Source organism: Planomonospora antibiotica (assembly GCF_014647955.1).
GTDB lineage: Bacteria > Actinomycetota > Actinomycetes > Streptosporangiales > Streptosporangiaceae > Planomonospora > Planomonospora parontospora.
The window spans coordinates 153,173-170,909 of the sequence record NZ_BMQE01000001.1 but is presented as its reverse complement, the minus strand read 5'-3'; the positions used below and the strand labels follow the sequence as shown (position 1 = coordinate 170,909).

The following is a 17,737-nucleotide window of genomic DNA, read 5'->3' as shown; positions in this document are numbered from 1 at the left end:
CCGCGGCCGGAGCCGGCGGGTACGGCCGGGCGCGGCGACCGCGAGCGGTGCGGAGGCCGCGCCGGGCCGGAGGCGCTAGTCCTTCCCGCGGCCGGTGATCGCGTCGCGCATCCGGTCGACCAGGCCGGTCAGCGGCCCCACCATCATGTTGGCCGGAGGCTTGTCCGGCGCGGCCGGGTGCGGCCGCGTGGGGGCGATCTTCTTGATCGCCTGGACCTTCCGCCCCAGCTCGGCGAGCTGGGAGACGTCGCTGTGCGCGCGCAGCTTGGGGAAGAGCTCGTCCTCCTCCTCCCGGATGTGGGTCCGGATCTCCATCATCAGCTGCTTCAGCAGGGCCGCGTGGCCGGGGTCGGCGACGTCGGTCTGCTCCAGCCTCTTCATGGTCTTCTCGGCCTCGGCGTGCTCGGCCAGTTCCCGGTCGGCGAGCTGGTCGCCACCGGGCACGGCCCTGCGGACGGCCGGGTACAGGTACGCCTCCTCGGCGACCGCGTGGCGGACCAGCTCGATGATGGCCTTCTCGGTCAGCTGGCGGCGCCGCTCCATGTCGCTCGGGCTCAGCCGCTCCAGCTCGGTGAACATCTGCTCGACCTCGCGGTGGTCGTGCGTCAGCACGGCGACGACGTCGGTCTCCTGGACTGTGCTCATCGGCGGTTTCCTCTCTGCACCCGCGGACCGGCACCGGGGGCCTGCCCGGCGGCGGGTCGCCGCCGGTCGCGGCGGCCCCCGGCCGGTGCCGCGGCGGGACTCTCCCACCGACAAGGTCGCAAACGGAGCGGTGCGCGCACGGCCGACGCGACCGTGCCGAACAAGGCTTTTCCGCGGGATGCCCGCTTGATTACCTCGGTCCCCTAAGCGGGAGATCCGCCGCTGAGCGGCCTTTGCGCCCGACTCCCGGCCCCGCCGGGCTCCGGTGTCACACCTCGGTCGGCTTCTCGTACCCCTCGTCCTGCCCGTAGACCCGGCGGTCCGGATCGTCCTCAGGCTGGTTGGCCGGGTCCGTCGCGGACGGCGCGGCCTCCCCGGCGATGTCCGGCTCGTCGTGCACCTCGGGATTCTCCCTGCGGTCGGCGAGCGGCTTGTCCTCATCGGATCGCGGCATGGTCCCTCCCGGTCGGTCTCCTCGATGCGGGAGGTCTGCCCCCGGACGGCCCGTCCATGCGGGGCGCCGGCGGCCCGCCGAAACCGTACAGACCACCCCGAATGATGGAAGGTCAGATTCGGCATGACTCCATGGGGTAATTACGTGATCACACTGAGCGACCGCGGGCCGGCGTTCCCCCGGTCCCCGGTGAGGCACCGACCACGTGGAGACTAGTGATGACGACCTACAGACAGCCCTCCGGGGAGCCGCTCACCTCACCGCTGGCCCCGGTCAAGCGCCGCAGGGGCGCCGTTGTCGTGCACTGGCTGACCTCCACCGACCACAAGGTGATCGGCTACCTCTACCTGATCACCTCGTTCGGGTTCTTCCTGATCGGCGGGATCATGGCCCTCGTCATCCGCGCCGAGCTCGCCCAGCCCGGCATGCAGATCGTGCACCAGCAGATGTACAACCAGCTGTTCACCATGCACGGCGCGGTCATGCTGCTGCTGTTCGCCACCCCGCTGTTCGCCGGGTTCGCCAACATGGTCATGCCGCTGCAGATCGGCTCGCCCGACGTGGCCTTCCCCCGGCTGAACATGGTCAGCTACTGGCTGTTCCTGTTCGGCGGGCTCATCGCGGTCAGCGGCTTCTTCACCAACGGTGGCGCCGCCGACTTCGGCTGGACGGCCTACACGACGCTGTCCACCAGCACCTTCAGCCCGCAGACCGGCGCCGACCTGTGGATCGCCGGCCTGACCATGGCCGGCCTGGGCACGATCCTCGGCTCGGTCAACTTCATCACCACGATCATCTGCATGCGCGCGCCGGGGCTGACCATGTTCCGGATGGCGATCTTCACCTGGAACACGCTGCTCACCTCGATGCTGGTGCTGATGGTCTTCCCGGTGCTGGCCGCCGCGCTGCTGGCCCTGTTCGCCGACCGCAAGCTCGGCACGCACATCTTCGACCCGGTGACGGGCGGGCCGATGCTCTGGCAGCACCTGTTCTGGTTCTTCGGCCACCCCGAGGTCTATGTCATCGCGCTGCCGTTCTTCGGCATCATCACCGAGGTCATCCCGGTCTTCAGCCGCAAGCCGATCTTCGGCTACGTCGGCCTGGTCGGCGCGACCATCGCCATCGCCGGGCTGTCCATGGCCGTGTGGGCGCACCACATGTTCCCCACCGGGCAGGTGCTGCTGCCGTTCTTCTCGTTCATGACGTTCCTCATCGCGGTCCCGACCGGCGTGAAGTTCTTCAACTGGGTCGGCACCATGTGGCGGGGGCACATCGTGCTGCAGTCGCCGATGCTGTTCGCCATCGGCTTCCTCGTCACCTTCCTGTTCGGCGGCCTGACCGGCGTCATCCTGGCCTCCCCGCCGCTGGACTTCCACGTCCACGACTCCTACTTCGTGGTGGCGCACTTCCACTACGTCGTCTTCGGCACCGTGGTCTTCGCGATGTTCGCCGGCTTCTACTTCTGGTGGCCGAAGATGACCGGCCGCATGCTCAACGACACGCTCGGCAAGTGGCACTTCTGGACGCTGTTCATCGGCTTCCACACCACCTTCCTGGTCCAGCACTGGCTGGGCGTGGAGGGCTTCCCGCGCCGCTACGCCGACTACAGCGCCGTCGACGGCTTCACCGACCTGAACATCGTCTCCTCCCTCGGCGCCCTCCTCCTGGGCCTGTCCACGCTCCCGTTCGTCTACAACGTCTGGCGCACCGCCAAGTACGCGCCGCGGGTGACCGTGGACGATCCGTGGGGCTACGGCAACTCCCTGGAGTGGGCCACCTCCTGCCCGCCACCGCGGCACAACTTCACCTCCATCCCCACCATCCGCTCCGAGCGGCCCGCCTTCGACCTGCACCACCCCAAGGTGGCCGCCGAGTCCCAGCCGCGCCAGCTGGACCCGACCGAACCCTCCGAGGAGATCTGACTCCACCGCCTCCGTTACCGCCGAGGCTCGGGGGGCAGCGGGGGACGGTAGGGGAAACAGCAGGAAGGAGTCGCTGTGAGCGAGCACATTCCGGAACACGACCCGCGTTCGCGGTTCGAGGACGAGGGCATCCCGGACCTGCAGGACGGCACTCCGCAGCAGCAGTGGGCGGTGGATCCGCAGGAGGCGCCGCTTCCCGGCGACCGTCCCATCGCGGTCGACGACTTCGGGACCACGGTCGACGAGCAGATCCAGGGCGAACCGCTGGAGGGCCGCCTGGCCCGCGAGGAGCCCGAGGAGCAGCCGGTGTTCGGAGTCGACCCGTCCGAGGAGGCCGGCTCCGGGGAGCGGCGCCTGGACCCGGAGATCCCGGACGACCTCGACGGCGGGGTGAGCGCCGAGAGCGGCCTGGGGCCGGGCTCCGACCTCGACACCGGATACGAACCGGACACCGGCGTCGATCCCGGCTACCCCGCGCAGCCGGAGGAGCCGTCCGGTGCCGTGTGGGACGAGCCCCGGCCCGCGGGCCGGCTGGTCGACCCCGACCAGGGCGGGCGCTCCGACACCGAGGCCGATCTGATCGGCGAGGAGGTCGGCCCGGACGGCGGCGGCTACACCGCCGAGGAGGCCGCCATGCGGGTGGAGCCCGAGTGAGCGCGGCAGGAGGAGGGAGCGCGATGAGCGAGGAAGAGCGCCGCAGAGAGGCCGAGCGGGAGAAGTTCAAGGGCACGACCTTCGATCCCGAGCTGCACAACATGGGCGGCGACGTCGGCCCCGCCTCGATCCGCGGGTCCAACGCCAAGCCCGGCGGCGATCCGGACGACGACGCCGCGCCCAAGAGCGGCTGGTCCGAGCCGATGGGATACATGGCCGGCCCCGACGACGAGCAGCCGGGCACGGCCGGCTCGGACGCCAAGGCGGTGGGCGCGCGGACCGACGACCTCGACCACGTCGAGACGGTCCCCGGGCCCAGTCCCTCCCCCATGCCGGAGGGCGCCGACGGCCCGTACGACCGTCCGGAGGACGCCGCCCGGCGGGCGAGGGGCCCGGTGGAGGACGGTCCGGACGACGACGGGCCGCGGCCGGACCGTACGGCCGCGCCCGGAGGCGGGCACGTGGGGGCCGGTCTGGGCTGGGTCTCCGGGGACGAGGACGATCCCGACGGCGGGTCGGGCCGGACCGGGGAAGACGACGGAGGATACCTGCCGGGAGAGGGCACGGGCCGGCCCCTCCGCTGAGATCTCCGCTCTCCGGGCCGCCGGTCCGGCCGCCGGTGACCCGGCCGTCCGCGCTCCGGGCCGCCGGTCCGCCGGTCCGCCGGTCCGGCTGTCCGGCCGTCCGGCCGTCCGGCCGTCCGGCTGTCCACCGCCCGTCCCGCCGCGCCGGTTCCTCCGGCACGGCGGGACGGGCGGTCGCATGACGGCGAATGTTTCCAGATGAAAGCCACGAAAAGGTGAGATTCGGGTCTCCGTTGGCGTTCCGGTGCCAAAGTTCTGCGATCTCCGTACGGGTGCAGCGTGATCACGGCTCGACGGGGAATTCGTCCTGATGGCTGGATGAAACAGCCGATAGGTGCTCCCCCTCCTCTCTTGGACGGCCATGTCACCTCTGAGCAGTGTCAACCCGATCGCCCGGGCTCCCCGCCGAGCCGGTCCTCCGCGCGCCGGCGGCACGTCGTGAGCCTGTCCCGGCGGGAGAGCCAGATCCTGGCGGAGATCGAGCAGTCGCTCCGCAGGCAGGACCGGGCCTTCGCCTGCCGCATGGACGCCCTGAACGCGGCGCGGCCCGCCAGAGGCGTGTGCCACCGCTTCGGCTACACCACCAGCCGGCGGGAGCTCGTCTGCGTCGTCGCCGCCACGTTCATCCTGACGGCCGTGCTGGTGGTCCTCACCCTCGCGCTTCCCGACCGCCCGTGTACACTGCGGTCCTCTCCCGCCTCCGCCGGGCCCACCATCTCCGAACCGCCCTCCTCGGAGCTGCCCGCCGAGGTCCGCAGACCGGCCTGCCGCCCGTGAGCGGCGCCTCCGCCCCGCTCGACGTCCCCACCCCGTTCGCCGCGTCCTGCGGCGCCGACGGCGCCGAGGCCCGTGCCCGGATCGCCGGGGCGCCACCGCTCCGGCGGGGCCGAGCGGGTACGGCCCCTGCCGTCCGCCGGACGGCCGGGAACCACTCGACGCCTCGCCGAGTGGTTCCCGGCCGCCTGGCCCCTGTCAGCGGGAGAAGGCGCCGCGCACCACGCCCCGGACCACCTCCCCGGGCCGCTGCTGCTCGCCGTGCAGGGAGGTCAGGACGACCAGCACGCCCGTGAGGCCGGGGACCACCCACTGCATGACGCGCAGCCGCCGCTGCGCCCTGGCGATCTCGAGCGGGGTGTCCTCGTCCGGCTTCACCCCGCCCTCCGCGGGCACGTCGCCGGCCCGGTCGAGCTCGGCGCCGAGCTTCCTGCTGTAGGCCGTCGCGGCCAGCGCCGCACCGGTCACGATCCCCTTGGCCACGGAGTTGGCGGCCACGCCCCGCTGGGTGGCCACCCGGCCCTTGTTCGCCGCCAGCAGGCCGAACGAGCCGACGATGTTCATGGCGATGCCCGCCGCGTTGACCGGCGTCCACCGGTTCCATCCGGCGTTCGCCACCCGCGTGCGCTCGCGCCTGTCGCTCACCTCGGAGGAGGCGCCGTTGAGGCCGACGGCGCCCATCAGCGCGCCCCCGAACCAGATGGCCGTCCCGATGTCGTGCACGGCGCGCACGACCGTGTTCCGCTGCCGCATGGGCTTTCTCCCTGCCGTCGATCCTGCCGTCGGTGTGGACTCCGACGACGTCCCGGCGGGCACCTCCGCCGGCGTCGTCGCGACGGAGGTTGACTACCCGGCTCCGGCGGCGGGCTCCCCGCCCCTCCCCGTTCCAGGGATGATTCCTGGGACAAGATTGACACGGACCCGCCGCCCGGGGTCAGGCGACGTGCACCCCGACCTCCGCGGAGCCCAGCAGCGCCTTGGAATACGGGCAGTGCCGGTGCGCCTGCTCGGCGAGGCGCGCGGCGGTCTCCCGGTCGACCCGGGGCATCCGGACGGTCACCTCGACGCCGATCGCGTAGTCGTCGCTCTTACCGCGTTTGCGCAGCGTCACGGCTGCGTCGACGCTCGCGCCGCCGGTGTCCGCGCCTCCCCGGCCGGCGACCAGTTCGAGGGAGCTGTGGAAGCAGGTCGCGTAGGCCGCGGCCAGGAGCTGCTCCGGATTGGGGGCGCCTCCGGGCCCGCCGAGCTCACGGGGGGCCCGCATCTCCAGGTCGAGCAGCCCGTCGTCCGTCGTCACCCGCCCGCCCCGGCCGCCCGCCGACGACGCCCGCGCGGTGTAGAGCGTGTCGTAGTCCCCATGGCCGTCCGGGCCGCCCGCGCCGGGCGCGGACCCGTCGCGCCCGGCCCCCGCCGTACGGCGCGGGTCGAGCTCGGCCTCGACGCCCGGCCCCGAGTAGTCCGAGGCCGTCACCCGGCCCGGCGCGTCGGCCGTGCCGGTTCCCGGCCGCTCCCGGCCGGTTCTCGTGTCCTGGCTCATGGATCGATCCCCCGAATCTCCCCGCCCGGGACGGGTCCGACGCCCGCCGTGTCGTGCCGTCCCGGGTCCGGATCCGCGTGACACGGCGGGGAACGCCGGTTACCTACCCCAGGGGGGAGAGCCGACACGGTCCCGTGATCACCGACCCCCCGATCCGGGCCAGGTCGGCGGGCCCCTCCGCCGCGTACGCCGCCTCTCCCGTCCGGACGGCGGCGGCGACCGCCGAGTCGAGGTAGCCGTTGACGCCCTTGACCAGGAAGTCGTCCAGCGCGCCCGCGACGAGGCGCAGGACGGCCGCGCCGCCGCGTGCGGTGACGACCACCGTCTCCCGGCCGTCCAGGTCGATCCGTACGGGACCCTCGTGGCCGCTCATGGTCAGCACCGTCAGGTAGGCGACGTCGCGGTCCGGGTGCACCCGCAGGAACGCGTCGGCGTCGCCCTCGACCACCCGGGGCCCGCGCGCCGCGCCCCCGGCCCCGGAACCGCCGGTCGGGTCAGCGCCCCGGGCCCCGGAAGCACCGGTCCCGTCAGCGCCGCCGACCCTGGAAGCACCGGTCCCGTCAGCGCCGCCGGCGCCCGCCGTACCGCCCTCCGGGGCCGCGGCCCCGCCGAGCGCGTCGGCGAGGATCCGGCACGGGCGCAGGTCCTCATCCAGCTCGGGCAGGACGCCGTCGACCTCCAGAAGGCCGCCGCCCGTGACGTACCCGGCCAGCAGCCGCTGGACGCGGCGGTGCATGAACGGGCCGCCCGGGACCGTCAGGCGCGGGCAGGCCTCCGGCTCCAGCGCGTCCGCGCTCTCCAGGTCCAGCACCCGGTAGTCGAGCCCGGCGGCGCGCATGCGGTCGTGGAAGGCGCGCAGCGCGCGGCCGCACTCCGGAGCGCCGGAACCGGGCGGCGCCCAGGCGGCGATGCCCGCGTACGGCAGGTAGAGCCCGAACGCCCCGCCGTGCACCGGTGCGCACTCCAGGAACTCGGCTCCGTGCCGGGCGAAGAACTCCGCCAGCGCGCGCACCGCGGGCGCCTTCGCACCGGCCGTGCCGTCGGCCCCGATGGGCGCGCAGTCGGGGTACGGCGCGGCGTGCACGGAGTCGAGCCCGGGCGGCCAGCCGGACGTGCCCGCCGCGGTGTAGACGTTGAAGCCGGTCGCCCCGGCGGCCAGGGCGAGCAGACTCTGGTGGAAGCTGGTGGTCGCGTCGGCGTAGGCGCGGTCGTAGAGCTCGGAGAACCCCCAGTTCTCCTCCAGGTTCGGGCCGGACGCACGCTTGGCGGCGAGCACGTAGCGGGCCTGCGCGTCCGGGTCGGCCGAGACCACGCCCATCCAGTTGGTGAAGCCGTAGTGGACGCCGTCCCACATCTCGGGACGGACCCGGGCCAGCCAGTCGTCGAAGGAGTGGTGGTCGCCCGCGGGCGGGTTCAGGTTGACCACGACCGGCACGCCGCAGCCCACCGCGCGGGTCCAGCGGTGGTAGACCTCGGTGAGGTAGTCGGCGTGGAAGCGGCCCCAGTCGGCGTACGCCTGCTGCTCCTCCGAACGCGCAGGCCCCGTCCACTCCCGGGGCGGCTCGATCTCGTCCCAGCCGCCGGCCTCGGTCGCGTGGAGCCGGTTGTACTCCTCCAGCGTGCCGTACCGCCGCTCCAGCCCGGCCCGGAAGAAGGCCAGGCCCGAGGCGCTGTAGTCGTAGGCCGACAGGGGCAGCGCCCCGTTGGTGAAGATGCCCTCGTTGGCGATCTGCACCAGGACGACGGGGCCGTCCGGGTGGCGGGCGCCGGTGAGGACCTCCTCGCCGACCGCCTCCAGCCACCGGGTCGCGTGCGCGTCGAAGACCGCGCCGAGCGGAGCGGGCAGCTGCCGGCCGGCCCAGCGCGACGGGGCTCCCGCCGCGTCCAGCAGGGGTTCGATCAGGCCGTCGATCTCCGGGTCGACCCAGTCGGGCAGGCCGCCGAAGTCGGTCTCGGCGTGGATGAACGGGCCCGGCTTGGCGACGACCTCGACCCCGAGCGAGCGGCACAGGGCGAGGAAGCCGACGACGTCGCGGCTCGGGTGGGTGGAGCCGGTGAAGTCCGGCGGCGATCCGGCCTCCGGCTGGTGGTGCCGCCAGGGGATGTAGCAGGTGACGACGGTGATACCCAGGTCGTCGCGGATCGCGGTGATCCGGTCCGCCCAGACCGAGGGATGGTCGCGGTAGTAGGGGTAGTCGGCGGTGACGAGCAGCCGGGGCTCGCCGTCGATGACGGTGACTCCGTCGCGGACCTCGATGGTCACGCAGGGCTCCTTCTGACGGGTGCGCACGGGCTTGCGGCGGGTGCGCGCGGGTGCGGACGGGGGCGGACGGGCGCCGGTGGACGTCGGCGGGCGGGTACGGCGGGCCGACGGGTACGGCGGGCCGACGGGTACGGCGGGCCGACGGGTACGGCGGGCCGGGCCGGCGCCGCCGGATCGGCGGCGCCGGGGGGCCTACGACTTCAGGCCGGTGAACGCGATGCCGGCCAGGATGCGCCGCTGGAAGACCAGCAGGACGATGACCACGGGAACGACGGCCAGCGAGGCGCCGGCCATGATGTAGTAGGCCCGGCCCGCCCATTGGCTGGTGAGCTGCTGCAGCGCGAGCGGCAGCGTGTACAGGTCGGGGCTGTTGAGCACGACCAGCGGCCAGACCAGGTCGTTCCAGTGGAAGATGAAGCTGGTGATCGTGACGACCGCGAGCACCGGCTTGGAGAGCGGCAGGATGATCCGCCAGAAGATCTGCATCCGGCCGGCCCCGTCGATGAGCGCGGCCTCCTCCAGCTCGCCCGGCAGGGAGCGGAAGAACTGCCGTAGCAGGAAGATGTCCAGCACCGAGACCAGGTTGGGCACGATCAGGCCCCAGGGCGAGTCGAACATGCCGAGCTGCTGGGTGACGTGGACCCTGGGCACCAGCAGCGTGATCGTGGGCACCATCATCCCGGCGAGCAGGACGACGAAGAGCCCGTCCCGCCCGGGGAAGGGGATGCGCGCGAAGGCGTAGGCGGCGAAGGCGTCCAGGAGCAGCTTGCCGGGCACCAGGACGAGGCAGACCCAGAGGCTGTTGAGGAAGGCCTGGCCGAAGCCGCTGATGTCGAGGACGTAGGAGTAGTTCTCCAGGGTGGGGGACCACTCTCCCGTCCTGCGGTCCAGCGGCAGCAGGCTGGGCACCTTGGTGTAGATGTCAGGGCCGTGCTTGAAGGAGGTCGCGAGCATCCAGACGAACGGGACGACCGCGACGGCCGCGAGCACCACGAGGGCCGCGTAGACGGGGGCGAGCCTCAGCCCGGACCGCACCCGCCCCGGCGGCGTCCCGGGCCTCCCGGGCCTCCCCGGCGGTCCGGACCTCTTCGGTGTCCCCTGTGTCCCCTGTGTCCCCTGTGTCCTTGATGTAACGGCGTTCACGCCGCCTCCTGCTTGACGAACCTGAACTGCACGGCGGTGATGATCATGATGAAGACGAGCAGGATGAACGACATGGCGCAGGCCGCGCCCATCGCGTCGTAGCGGAACGCGAACAGGTACAGGTGCAGGACGTAGGCCAGGCCCGACTGCTCGGGGCCGCCCGCCGCCCCCTTGCCGCCGCCGCCCGAGAAGATCACGTAGACCAGGCCGAACACCTGCAGCGCCGCGATCACCCCGGTGACCAGCAGGTAGAAGGTGGTGGGCCGGAGCATGGGGAACACCACCTTCCGGAACCGCTGCACCGGTCCCGCGCCGTCGATGGTCGCCGCCTCGGTGATCGAGGCGGGGATGCCCTTCAGCCCCGCCAGGTAGATGATCATCGAGATGCCGCACTGCCAGGCGGCGATGAACGCCAGCGCCGGGATGACCAGCTCGGGGGTGTTGAGCCAGTTCTGCGGCGGGACCCCGAACAGCCCCAGCACGCTGTTGATCAGGCCGTACTGCGGGTCGTAGAGCCAGCGCCAGATGGCGCCGACCGCCGCCTCGGCGGTGACCACCGGCAGGAACAGCAGCAGCCGGAACGCGTTGGAGCCGCGGCGGACCGCGTTGACCAGCAGTGCCTGCGCCAGGGCGGTGCCCAGCGTCAGCGGCACCGCGATCAGCGTGTACTGGAGGGTGACCCGCACCGATTTCCAGAAGTGCGGATACTTGACGTCGTCGGAGAACAGGTCGGCGTAGTTGGCCAGGCCGACCCAGTTCGCCTCGCTGCGCAGGTCCCAGTCGGTGAAGCTGTAGTACAGCGCCGAGAGCGCGGGATACAGCAGGAAGACGACGAAGTACACCACCGCCGGGGCGACCAGGAGCCATCCGACGAGGTGGTCGCGGCGCCCGGCCCCCGGGCGGCGTCGGCGCCGCCCGGGACCGGGCGCCGCGGTGGGCCTTTCGGCCGCTACCGGAGATGCCACGGGATTACCTCTCTCGCGTCGGGTCCGCCGACGGGCCGGTCAGCCGTTCCAGCCGAGCAGCGTGCGGGCCTTGGCGCCCGCCTCGCTCAGCGCCTGCCTGGGCGCGACCTTGCCGGTGAGGGCCGACTCCAGCGCCGGGGCGATGATCTCGTCGTTGATCTGGATCCACTGCGGCACGGCGGGCCGGGCGCGCGTGGCCTTGAGCGCCTCGATGAAGACGGCGTGCTCGGGGCCCATCTTGGCCGCCGCGATCCCGGCCCCCTCGATGTTGGCCGGGTAGCCGCCGACCGCCTCGGCGAGCGCGACGCTGTTGTCGGGGGTGGTCAGGTGCTCGAGCCACTTCCAGGCCAGGTCGGCGTTCTTGGTGCCGGTGAAGACCACGGCGTTCTCGCCGCCGATGTTGCTGGCGGGCTCGTTCCTGTACGGCAGGGGCGCGACGCCGAAGTCCAGGTCCGGAAACTGGTCCCGGATGGTGGAGATGTCCCACGGACCGCTGATCGTCATGGCCGCCAGGCCGTTCTCGAACGCCTTGTCGGCGTCGGTGACGCTCCGCGGGGACGACTTCAGCAGGTCCACCCAGAGCTGCAGGGCGTCGACGGCGGGCTGCTCGTCGAAGGTGACCTTCTTGGCCTTCTCGTCGACGAGGGTGCCGCCCGCACCGGCCACGAAGCCCGGCCACATCCAGGCACCGTAGCCGTCACCCTTGGGCACCACGATGCCGGCGACCTTCGGGTCCGCCCTGTGCACGCTCTCGGAGACCTGCTTGAGCTCGTCCCAGGTCCTGGGCGGGGTGGGCACGAGCTTCTTGTTGTAGTACAGCCCCACCGTGGTGATGTCGAGGGGGACGCCGTAGAGCCTGCCGTCGACCTTGTTGGTCTCCAGGCCTCCGGCGTAGAACTCCTGCTCGTCGATCGTCCCGGCGGGCACCTGGAGGATCGTGCCGTCCAGCGCGTACCGGGAGACCAGCGGCTGGTCGAGGTAGCCGCCGTCGGGCGCGTTCTTGCTGGCGATCGCGGTGCCCAGCTTGGTGTTGTAGTCGTCCTTGGGGATCTGGACGAGCTTGACCGTGACGCCGTTGGCCTTCTCGAAGTCCGTCCGGAGCCTCTCCAGGATCTGCCCGCCCTGCGGGGTGAGCGGCTGGAACGTCCAGAACGTCAGCGTCCTGCCGGCCTCCGCGGCGCCGCCGCTCCCGCAGGCGGCGAGCCCCGCCACCAGCGCCGCGACCACGAGGGCTCCGCGCGTTCTCCTGACCATTGTGATTCTCCTTCGGGGGGTGTAAGGCGGAGCTGCGTGCCCGCACGGCGGCGCATCGCCACAGCTCAGAGCGCTCCTGGAGACTTCTCACAAGATAGTCCAAACCTTAAAAAAAGATAGAATGTGATTGGGAACACTTCGATAACGCAATGCGCGGTGTGCCGCGGAGACCTGGACCGGGCATAGTCGGCGGGGCATCATCACGCCAGGCACCGGATGAGTCACTTCACGGCCCGCTCTAACATGGCCGCAGCTCCGGGGGAAGGAAGACCATGGTCAGGCCCGAACGCAGGACGGTACGCGACCTCCGCAAGGGGAACCGGGCGGTGCTGCTGCGGACGCTCTACTTCGCCGGGCCCACCAGCCGCCACGAGCTCACCGGCCTGACCGGCCTGAGCGCCGCCTCGGTCAGCAACGTGACCGGCGACCTCATCGCCGACGGCGTCGTCGTGGAGGCCGGCCTGGTCGAATCCGACGGCGGGCGCCCCCGGGTGCTGCTCCGCGTCGACCCGGAGTTCGGCTACGCCATCGGGGTGGACGTCGGCGAGACCCACGTGCGCGTCGAGCTGTTCGACCTCGACATGAACGAGCGCGCCAAGGCCGACCACCCCCTGCACCCGTCCCGGCACGACGTCGGGCTGGTCGCCGAGCACATCCTGTCCGGCATCGACGCCGTCCTGGCCGAGAGCGGCGTCGACCCCGGCCGGGTCCTCGGCGTGGGCATCGGCGTGCCCGGCATCGTGGAGAGCGGCCCGGAGGCGCTCATCCACGCGCAGACCTTCGGCTGGGACGCGGTGCCCCTGGGCACGCTCCTGCGTGCGGGCACCTCGCTCCCCCTCTACGTCGACAACGGCGCCAAGACGATGGGCCAGGCCGAGCTCTGGTTCGGCGCCGGGCGCGGGACCCGCCACACCATCGTCGCGCTGATCGGCTCCGGAGCCGGGGCCAGCATCATCACCGACGGCATCACCTACCGCGGCGCCAACAGCAGCGCCGGCGAGTGGGGGCACACCAAGATCGAATTCCGGGGGCGGGCCTGCCGCTGCGGGGGCCGGGGCTGCCTGGAGGCCTACATCGGGGCGGAGAGCATCCTGGCGCGCGCCGGGATGCCCGCCGGGACCGTCGACGAGCAGGCGGTCCTGGCCGAGCTGGTCGCCTCGGGCCATCCCGTCGTCGACGAGACGGCCGACTACCTCGGAGCGGGCCTGGCCAACCTGATCAACCTGTTCAACCCCGAGCGCATCGTCATCGGCGGGTGGGCCGGACTCCTGCTGGGGCAGCACCGGATGACGAGGATCAAGCAGGCCGCCGCCGAGAACTCCCTGGCGCAGCCGTACGAGACCGCCTCCATCGTGCTGGGCCGCCTCGGTCCCGACGCGGTGGCGCTGGGGGCGGCCACCCTCGTGATGGAGGAGTTCCTGCTCGGCCGGACCGCCCCGGCCGCCTCGCAGCCCACGGCGAGCTGAGCCGGCCGCGCCCCGGCCGCCCGGCCCGGCCGGGGTCCCCCCTCGGGACCCCGGGACGCTCCGCCGCCCTCCGGCCGTCCCGGGCGTCCGTCTCCCGGGACGGCCGGGCTCCTGCGGGCGTCCGCGGGCGTCTCCCGGGCGTCCGCGGGCATCCGCGCGCTTCTGCGGGCTCCTCCGGGTGTCCTCAGGCGCCGAGGTCCCGGACGGCGTTGTCGAGCCGCTCGGCCAGCAGGTCCACCTGCTGCTCGGTGATCGTGCCGCCGCCCAGGAAGCGGTCCAGGTCGCGGCGGCGCGCGACGACCAGCCTGCGGTGGTCGTCGTCGATCCGCTCCTCGGGCAGGACCACGCAGTCCCCGCGGACGAAGACCAGCGCCGCGTCCGGGTCGGACGACTCCAGCAGCTGCCGGACGCATTCTCGTTCGATGAGTGCCATGGGACACCTCCTCGCCGCCGGGGTCTCCAGCCGCGCGATCGGTTGCCGGACAGTCCTTGTTCCCGCTGACCTCCCAACAATCCGCCGAAGCGGGATAAGACTGGATAAAGCGCCCCGGCTCACGCCAGGCAGCGCAGTTCCGAGCGGAGCTCGCGGTCGAACGCGTCCCCCAGCGCCCGGTCGAGCGGAAGGCCCTCCGGCAGCCGGCCGACCGTCGCCTCGACGAAGACCGGCGCCGGCACCTGGGCGCACACCCCGTGCGCGCACACCCAGACGCGCTCGGCGGTCACCTCGACCTGGACCGCCGGGTCCCGCTCGGCGAGCGCGAACACGCCCACCTCGGTCCGCCACCAGATGCGGCGGTCGGTCTCGTCCTCCCCCACGGGCGCCCGCACGTCGTCGGCGTGGGTGGCGTACTCGGAGGCGTAGTGGAAGGCCTGCAGCCCCACCGGGTACGGCCCGGCCGCGGTCGGCAGCACCGCGTCGCGGCCGAGCGCGCGCATCCGCCGGCGCGTCTCCGCGTTGCGGTGCCGCCACTCGGCGAGCACGTCCTCCACCGGCAGGCCGCGGCGGCGCCGTACGCACCAGTCGTTGAAGCCCGCCAGGCCGCCCTCGACGCCCTCGCGGGCGAGCATCGCGAAGAACCCGCCGACGTCGTCGTCCAGGCAGGCGTGGTTGTACAGCTCCTCCCCCGCCAGGTGGGCCAGGACGTCGCGCACCGACCAGCCCTCGCACCGGGAGGGGAGGTTCCACGCCTCCGCCCCGAGCCGGGAGAAGTGGCGGTCCAGCCGCTCCGCCTCGGTGTCGAGCAGATCGAATGGGTGGAAATGAGCTAATTCGTCCGGTTCTCTGGTCATATCAACGGTGATACCCCGGGACACCGCCGCGGAACGGCGCCCCGGGGCGGGGCCGGCGGCCCGGGGAAGGGCCCGGCCGCCGGAGCTTCGAGGCGGCCGCGGGGCACCTCCTCGCGGGCGGGGCGACAGATCAGGGAGCGCTCTCGCAGCAGAGGTTCCTCCCTCCGCCGCCAGGATGTCAAGCGTGCGATCGGCGGCCCCGTGGCGGCCGGCACTCCTCTCGGAGACGATCCGAACGTCTCTGGGAGCGCTCCCCCGTGACTCCGCTTCGCTCCGAAAACATCATTTGAACTGGGATTATCCGCAGAAATGAGAGGGAGCGTTTTCTCGACGAGTTCCCTGCGGAACCGTCCGGTAACGGCGATCGTTATGCGCCGGACCGTTGACATGGGGCCCGTGAGAGAACAACCTCTCCAGGGAGCGCTCTCTTCATGATCATTCATAAGGACCCTGGGAGGGTTCCATGGGCAAGCTCCGCCCCCTCGCCCCGATGCTCGCCGCGGTCGCGCTGACCGTGAGCGTGGCCGCCTGCGGCAGCGGCGGCACCGGCACCGCCTCCGCGGGCGGCTCCGGCGCGCCGGCCGAGAAGATCAAGCTGACCGTCGCGCTGTTCAGCGACTTCCACTACGCGCCGCTGTACGAGGAGTTCAAGAAGACCCACCCCAACGTGGAGATCGTGGAGCGGCGCGCGCAGTTCAACGACCACCACACCAACCTCATCACCCAGCTGGCCACCGGGGCCGGGGCCGCGGACGTCGTCGCCGTCGAGGGCGGCTACGTCGGCGCCTTCACCCCCAACCCCGGCAAGTTCCACGACCTCAAGCAGTTCGGCCTCGACAAGCGGCAGGGCGAGTACCTCGACTGGAAGTGGCAGCAGGGCGTCTCCAACGACGGCTCCTCCCTCATGGGCCTGGGCACCGACGTCGGCGGCCTGGCCATGTGCTACCGCCCCGACCTGTTCGAGAAGGCCGGCCTGCCCACCGGCCGCGACGAGGTCTCAGCGCTCTGGCCGACCTGGGAGCAGTACATCGAGGCGGGCAAGAAGTTCACCGCTGCGAACGTGCCCGGCGCCAAGTTCACCGACGGCCCCGGCGAGCACTTCCGCGCCATGGTCGACCAGGCCCCGACCGGCTACTACGACGACCAGTACAACGTCATCGCCGGGACCAACCCGGAGGTGAAGAAGGCCTTCGACCTGTCCGTCAAGATGATCGACGCGGGCCTGTCCGCCAAGCTCCCCGCCTTCACCCCGCCGTGGAACACCGGCATCGTCAAGGGCAGCTTCGCCACCATGGTCTGCCCCGCGTGGAAGACCGGCACGATCAAGGACCAGAAGCCCGGCGAGGGCGCCTGGGACATCGCCGCGGTGCCCGGCGGCGGCGGCAACCAGGGCGGCACCCACCTGATGGTGCCCAAGCAGAGCAAGCACCCCAAGGAGGCCGCCGAGCTGATCGACCTGCTGACCGGCAAGGAGAGCCAGATCAAGCTCTTCAAGGAGGCCAGCGCGCTGCCCTCGCTGCCCGAGCTGTACGACGACCCCGCCGTGGCCGAGTTCGTCAACCCGTACTTCGGCAACGCCCCCATCGGCAAGATCTTCACCGACGCGGCCAAGGCGCTCAAGCCGCAGAAGGTGGGCCCCAAGGCCGGTGACATCCTCAAGGCGTTCGGCGACGGCCTCCAGCGGATCGAGCAGGGCAAGCAGAAGCCCGACGAGGCCTGGGCGCAGGCGCTCAAGGACGTCGAGAAGATCAAGTAACCCGCACCCGAGTCTCCGAGAGGAGCCGCCATGGCCACGCGCGCACCGGACCGCCCGGCGGCCGCCCCACCGGGCAGACCGGTGCGGGCCCGCCGCGGCCTCCGCCGCCACCTGGTCCACCAGCTCGACACCAAGGCCTCGCCCTACGCCTACGTGGCCCCCTTCTTCCTGCTGTTCTCCGCCTTCGGGCTCTTCCCCCTGGCCTACACCGCCTGGGTGAGCCTGCACGAGTGGACGCTGCTGGAGGACGAGCACGCCTTCGTCGGCCTGGACAACTTCAGGACGCTGCTCGCCGACGACTACTTCTGGAACGCCGCCTTCAACACCCTGTCCATCGGGGTGCTGTCCACGGTCCCGCAGCTGCTGCTGGCCATCTGGCTGGCCCACCTGCTCAACCGGCCGCTGCGGGCGCAGACATTCCTGCGCATCACGCTGCTGCTGCCCAACGTGACCAGCGTGGTCGCGGTGGTGGTCATCTTCAGCCAGCTGTTCGGCCGGGACTTCGGCATGATCAACTGGATGCTCTCCTGGTTCGGGGTGGGGGGCGTCGCCTGGAACGAGGGCGTGGCCAGCTCGCACGCCGCCATCTCCGTCATGATCATGTGGCGGTGGACGGGGTACAACGCGCTGATCTTCCTGGCCGCGATGCAGGCCGTACCGCGCGAGCTGTACGAGGCCGCCACCCTCGACGGCGCGAGCGGGCTCACCCAGCTGCGCAGGATCACCATCCCGATGATCAAGCCGACGATCGTCTTCGTCGTCATCACCTCGACGATCGGCGCCATGCAGGTCCTGGCCGAGCCGCTGCTGTTCGGCTCCTACATGGTCACCGGCGGCGTGGACCGGCAGTACCAGACGCTCTCGCTGTTCATCTACGAGAACTTCACCCGGCTCGACTTCGGCTACGCCTCGGCCATCTCCTGGATGATGTTCCTCTTCATCATCCTGGTCGCCGGCGTCAATTACCTGCTCACCCGCCGCGCGAAGGGAGGTCTGACGTGACCGCCCAGCCGATGTCCGCCGCGTCCCC

At 71.8% G+C, this 17,737-nt stretch carries 17 protein-coding genes; 7 read left to right on the top strand and 10 right to left on the bottom strand.

Translation table 11 applies throughout. The features are described 5' to 3' along the window. Positions 1 to 75: 75 nt before the first annotated feature. Positions 76 to 645 (bottom strand): hemerythrin domain-containing protein, encoded by a 570-nt coding sequence (locus IEZ06_RS00770; protein ID WP_189234692.1) that lies wholly within the window; start codon positions 643 to 645, stop codon positions 76 to 78. A 268-nt stretch (positions 646 to 913) separates the two neighbouring features. Further along, positions 914 to 1,099 carry a hypothetical protein gene (locus IEZ06_RS00765; protein ID WP_189234691.1) on the bottom strand — a complete coding sequence of 62 codons (186 nt, stop codon included), beginning with the start codon at positions 1,097 to 1,099 and terminating at the stop codon, positions 914 to 916. Positions 1,100 to 1,317: 218 nt separating this feature from the next. Between IEZ06_RS00765 and ctaD the strand changes: the two genes are divergently transcribed. From ctaD to IEZ06_RS00745, 4 genes are all read left to right on the top strand, one after another. Further along, the gene (gene ctaD / locus IEZ06_RS00760) at positions 1,318 to 3,021 is read left to right on the top strand and encodes an aa3-type cytochrome oxidase subunit I (RefSeq protein WP_189234690.1); all 1,704 of its coding nucleotides are present in this window, start codon (positions 1,318 to 1,320) and stop codon (positions 3,019 to 3,021) included. Positions 3,022 to 3,096: 75 nt separating this feature from the next. Beyond that, entirely contained in the window at positions 3,097 to 3,675 is a 579-nt protein-coding gene (locus tag IEZ06_RS00755; RefSeq protein WP_203871694.1) for a DUF5709 domain-containing protein, read from the top strand. A gap of 23 nt (positions 3,676 to 3,698) precedes the next feature. Next, positions 3,699 to 4,259, top strand: a complete 561-nt coding sequence (locus IEZ06_RS00750; RefSeq protein ID WP_189234689.1) for a hypothetical protein — start codon at positions 3,699 to 3,701, stop codon at positions 4,257 to 4,259. A 438-nt stretch (positions 4,260 to 4,697) separates the two neighbouring features. Beyond that, a complete protein-coding gene (locus IEZ06_RS00745; RefSeq protein WP_189234688.1) occupies positions 4,698 to 5,036 on the top strand; it encodes a DUF3040 domain-containing protein in 339 nt (112 codons plus the stop codon). A gap of 195 nt (positions 5,037 to 5,231) precedes the next feature. On the opposite strand, the gene IEZ06_RS00740 is transcribed toward IEZ06_RS00745, so the two are convergent. The 6 genes from IEZ06_RS00740 to IEZ06_RS00715 form a co-directional block, all read right to left on the bottom strand. Then, entirely contained in the window at positions 5,232 to 5,786 is a 555-nt protein-coding gene (locus IEZ06_RS00740; protein WP_189234687.1) for a hypothetical protein, read from the bottom strand. A 181-nt stretch (positions 5,787 to 5,967) separates the two neighbouring features. Beyond that, positions 5,968 to 6,570 carry an Ohr family peroxiredoxin gene (locus IEZ06_RS00735; protein ID WP_189234686.1) on the bottom strand — a complete coding sequence of 201 codons (603 nt, stop codon included), beginning with the start codon at positions 6,568 to 6,570 and terminating at the stop codon, positions 5,968 to 5,970. A gap of 103 nt (positions 6,571 to 6,673) precedes the next feature. Then, positions 6,674 to 8,833 (bottom strand): beta-galactosidase, encoded by a 2,160-nt coding sequence (locus tag IEZ06_RS00730; protein WP_189234685.1) that lies wholly within the window; start codon positions 8,831 to 8,833, stop codon positions 6,674 to 6,676. A gap of 192 nt (positions 8,834 to 9,025) precedes the next feature. Continuing rightward, on the bottom strand, positions 9,026 to 9,868 hold the full coding sequence (locus IEZ06_RS00725) for a carbohydrate ABC transporter permease (protein WP_189234684.1): 843 nt from the start codon (positions 9,866 to 9,868) through the stop codon (positions 9,026 to 9,028). Between the two features lie 104 nt (positions 9,869 to 9,972). Further along, positions 9,973 to 10,941, bottom strand: a complete 969-nt coding sequence (locus tag IEZ06_RS00720) for a carbohydrate ABC transporter permease (protein ID WP_189234683.1) — start codon at positions 10,939 to 10,941, stop codon at positions 9,973 to 9,975. A gap of 39 nt (positions 10,942 to 10,980) precedes the next feature. Beyond that, positions 10,981 to 12,195 (bottom strand): ABC transporter substrate-binding protein, encoded by a 1,215-nt coding sequence (locus IEZ06_RS00715; RefSeq protein ID WP_189234682.1) that lies wholly within the window; start codon positions 12,193 to 12,195, stop codon positions 10,981 to 10,983. Between the two features lie 272 nt (positions 12,196 to 12,467). On the opposite strand from IEZ06_RS00715, the gene IEZ06_RS00710 reads away from it, so the two are divergent. Continuing rightward, positions 12,468 to 13,661 (top strand): ROK family protein, encoded by a 1,194-nt coding sequence (locus IEZ06_RS00710; protein WP_189234681.1) that lies wholly within the window; start codon positions 12,468 to 12,470, stop codon positions 13,659 to 13,661. A gap of 184 nt (positions 13,662 to 13,845) precedes the next feature. Here the strand turns inward: IEZ06_RS00710 and IEZ06_RS00705 are convergent, their stop codons facing one another. Continuing rightward, the gene (locus IEZ06_RS00705) at positions 13,846 to 14,094 is read right to left on the bottom strand and encodes a hypothetical protein (protein WP_189234680.1); all 249 of its coding nucleotides are present in this window, start codon (positions 14,092 to 14,094) and stop codon (positions 13,846 to 13,848) included. Positions 14,095 to 14,213: 119 nt separating this feature from the next. Beyond that, complete coding sequence (locus IEZ06_RS00700) at positions 14,214 to 14,951, bottom strand: maleylpyruvate isomerase family mycothiol-dependent enzyme (protein WP_189234679.1); 738 nt, start codon at positions 14,949 to 14,951, stop codon at positions 14,214 to 14,216. 463 nt (positions 14,952 to 15,414) lie between these two features. Here IEZ06_RS00700 and IEZ06_RS00695 point away from each other — a divergent pair, with 463 nt between their 5' ends. Both IEZ06_RS00695 and IEZ06_RS00690 read left to right on the top strand, forming a co-directional pair. Continuing rightward, positions 15,415 to 16,707: an ABC transporter substrate-binding protein gene (locus IEZ06_RS00695; RefSeq protein WP_189234678.1), complete on the top strand. Its 1,293-nt coding sequence runs from the start codon at positions 15,415 to 15,417 to the stop codon at positions 16,705 to 16,707. A 30-nt stretch (positions 16,708 to 16,737) separates the two neighbouring features. Continuing rightward, positions 16,738 to 17,709 (top strand): carbohydrate ABC transporter permease, encoded by a 972-nt coding sequence (locus tag IEZ06_RS00690; RefSeq protein WP_189234677.1) that lies wholly within the window; start codon positions 16,738 to 16,740, stop codon positions 17,707 to 17,709. The last annotated feature ends 28 nt before the right edge of the window (positions 17,710 to 17,737 follow it).

Bases quoted from the DNA above. Each gene is read 5' to 3' on its own strand.
- IEZ06_RS00770 (WP_189234692.1), bottom strand. From the start codon at position 645: ATGAGCACAGTCCAGGAGACCGACGTCGTCGCCGTGCTGACGCACGAC.
- IEZ06_RS00765 (WP_189234691.1), bottom strand. From the start codon at position 1,099: ATGCCGCGATCCGATGAGGACAAGCCGCTCGCCGACCGCAGGGAGAAT.
- ctaD (WP_189234690.1), top strand. From the start codon at position 1,318: ATGACGACCTACAGACAGCCCTCCGGGGAGCCGCTCACCTCACCGCTG.
- IEZ06_RS00750 (WP_189234689.1), top strand. From the start codon at position 3,699: ATGAGCGAGGAAGAGCGCCGCAGAGAGGCCGAGCGGGAGAAGTTCAAG.
- IEZ06_RS00740 (WP_189234687.1), bottom strand. From the start codon at position 5,786: ATGCGGCAGCGGAACACGGTCGTGCGCGCCGTGCACGACATCGGGACG.
- IEZ06_RS00735 (WP_189234686.1), bottom strand. From the start codon at position 6,570: ATGAGCCAGGACACGAGAACCGGCCGGGAGCGGCCGGGAACCGGCACG.
- IEZ06_RS00715 (WP_189234682.1), bottom strand. From the start codon at position 12,195: ATGGTCAGGAGAACGCGCGGAGCCCTCGTGGTCGCGGCGCTGGTGGCG.
- IEZ06_RS00710 (WP_189234681.1), top strand. From the start codon at position 12,468: ATGGTCAGGCCCGAACGCAGGACGGTACGCGACCTCCGCAAGGGGAAC.
- IEZ06_RS00705 (WP_189234680.1), bottom strand. From the start codon at position 14,094: ATGGCACTCATCGAACGAGAATGCGTCCGGCAGCTGCTGGAGTCGTCC.
- IEZ06_RS00700 (WP_189234679.1), bottom strand. From the start codon at position 14,951: ATGACCAGAGAACCGGACGAATTAGCTCATTTCCACCCATTCGATCTG.
- IEZ06_RS00695 (WP_189234678.1), top strand. From the start codon at position 15,415: ATGGGCAAGCTCCGCCCCCTCGCCCCGATGCTCGCCGCGGTCGCGCTG.
- IEZ06_RS00690 (WP_189234677.1), top strand. From the start codon at position 16,738: ATGGCCACGCGCGCACCGGACCGCCCGGCGGCCGCCCCACCGGGCAGA.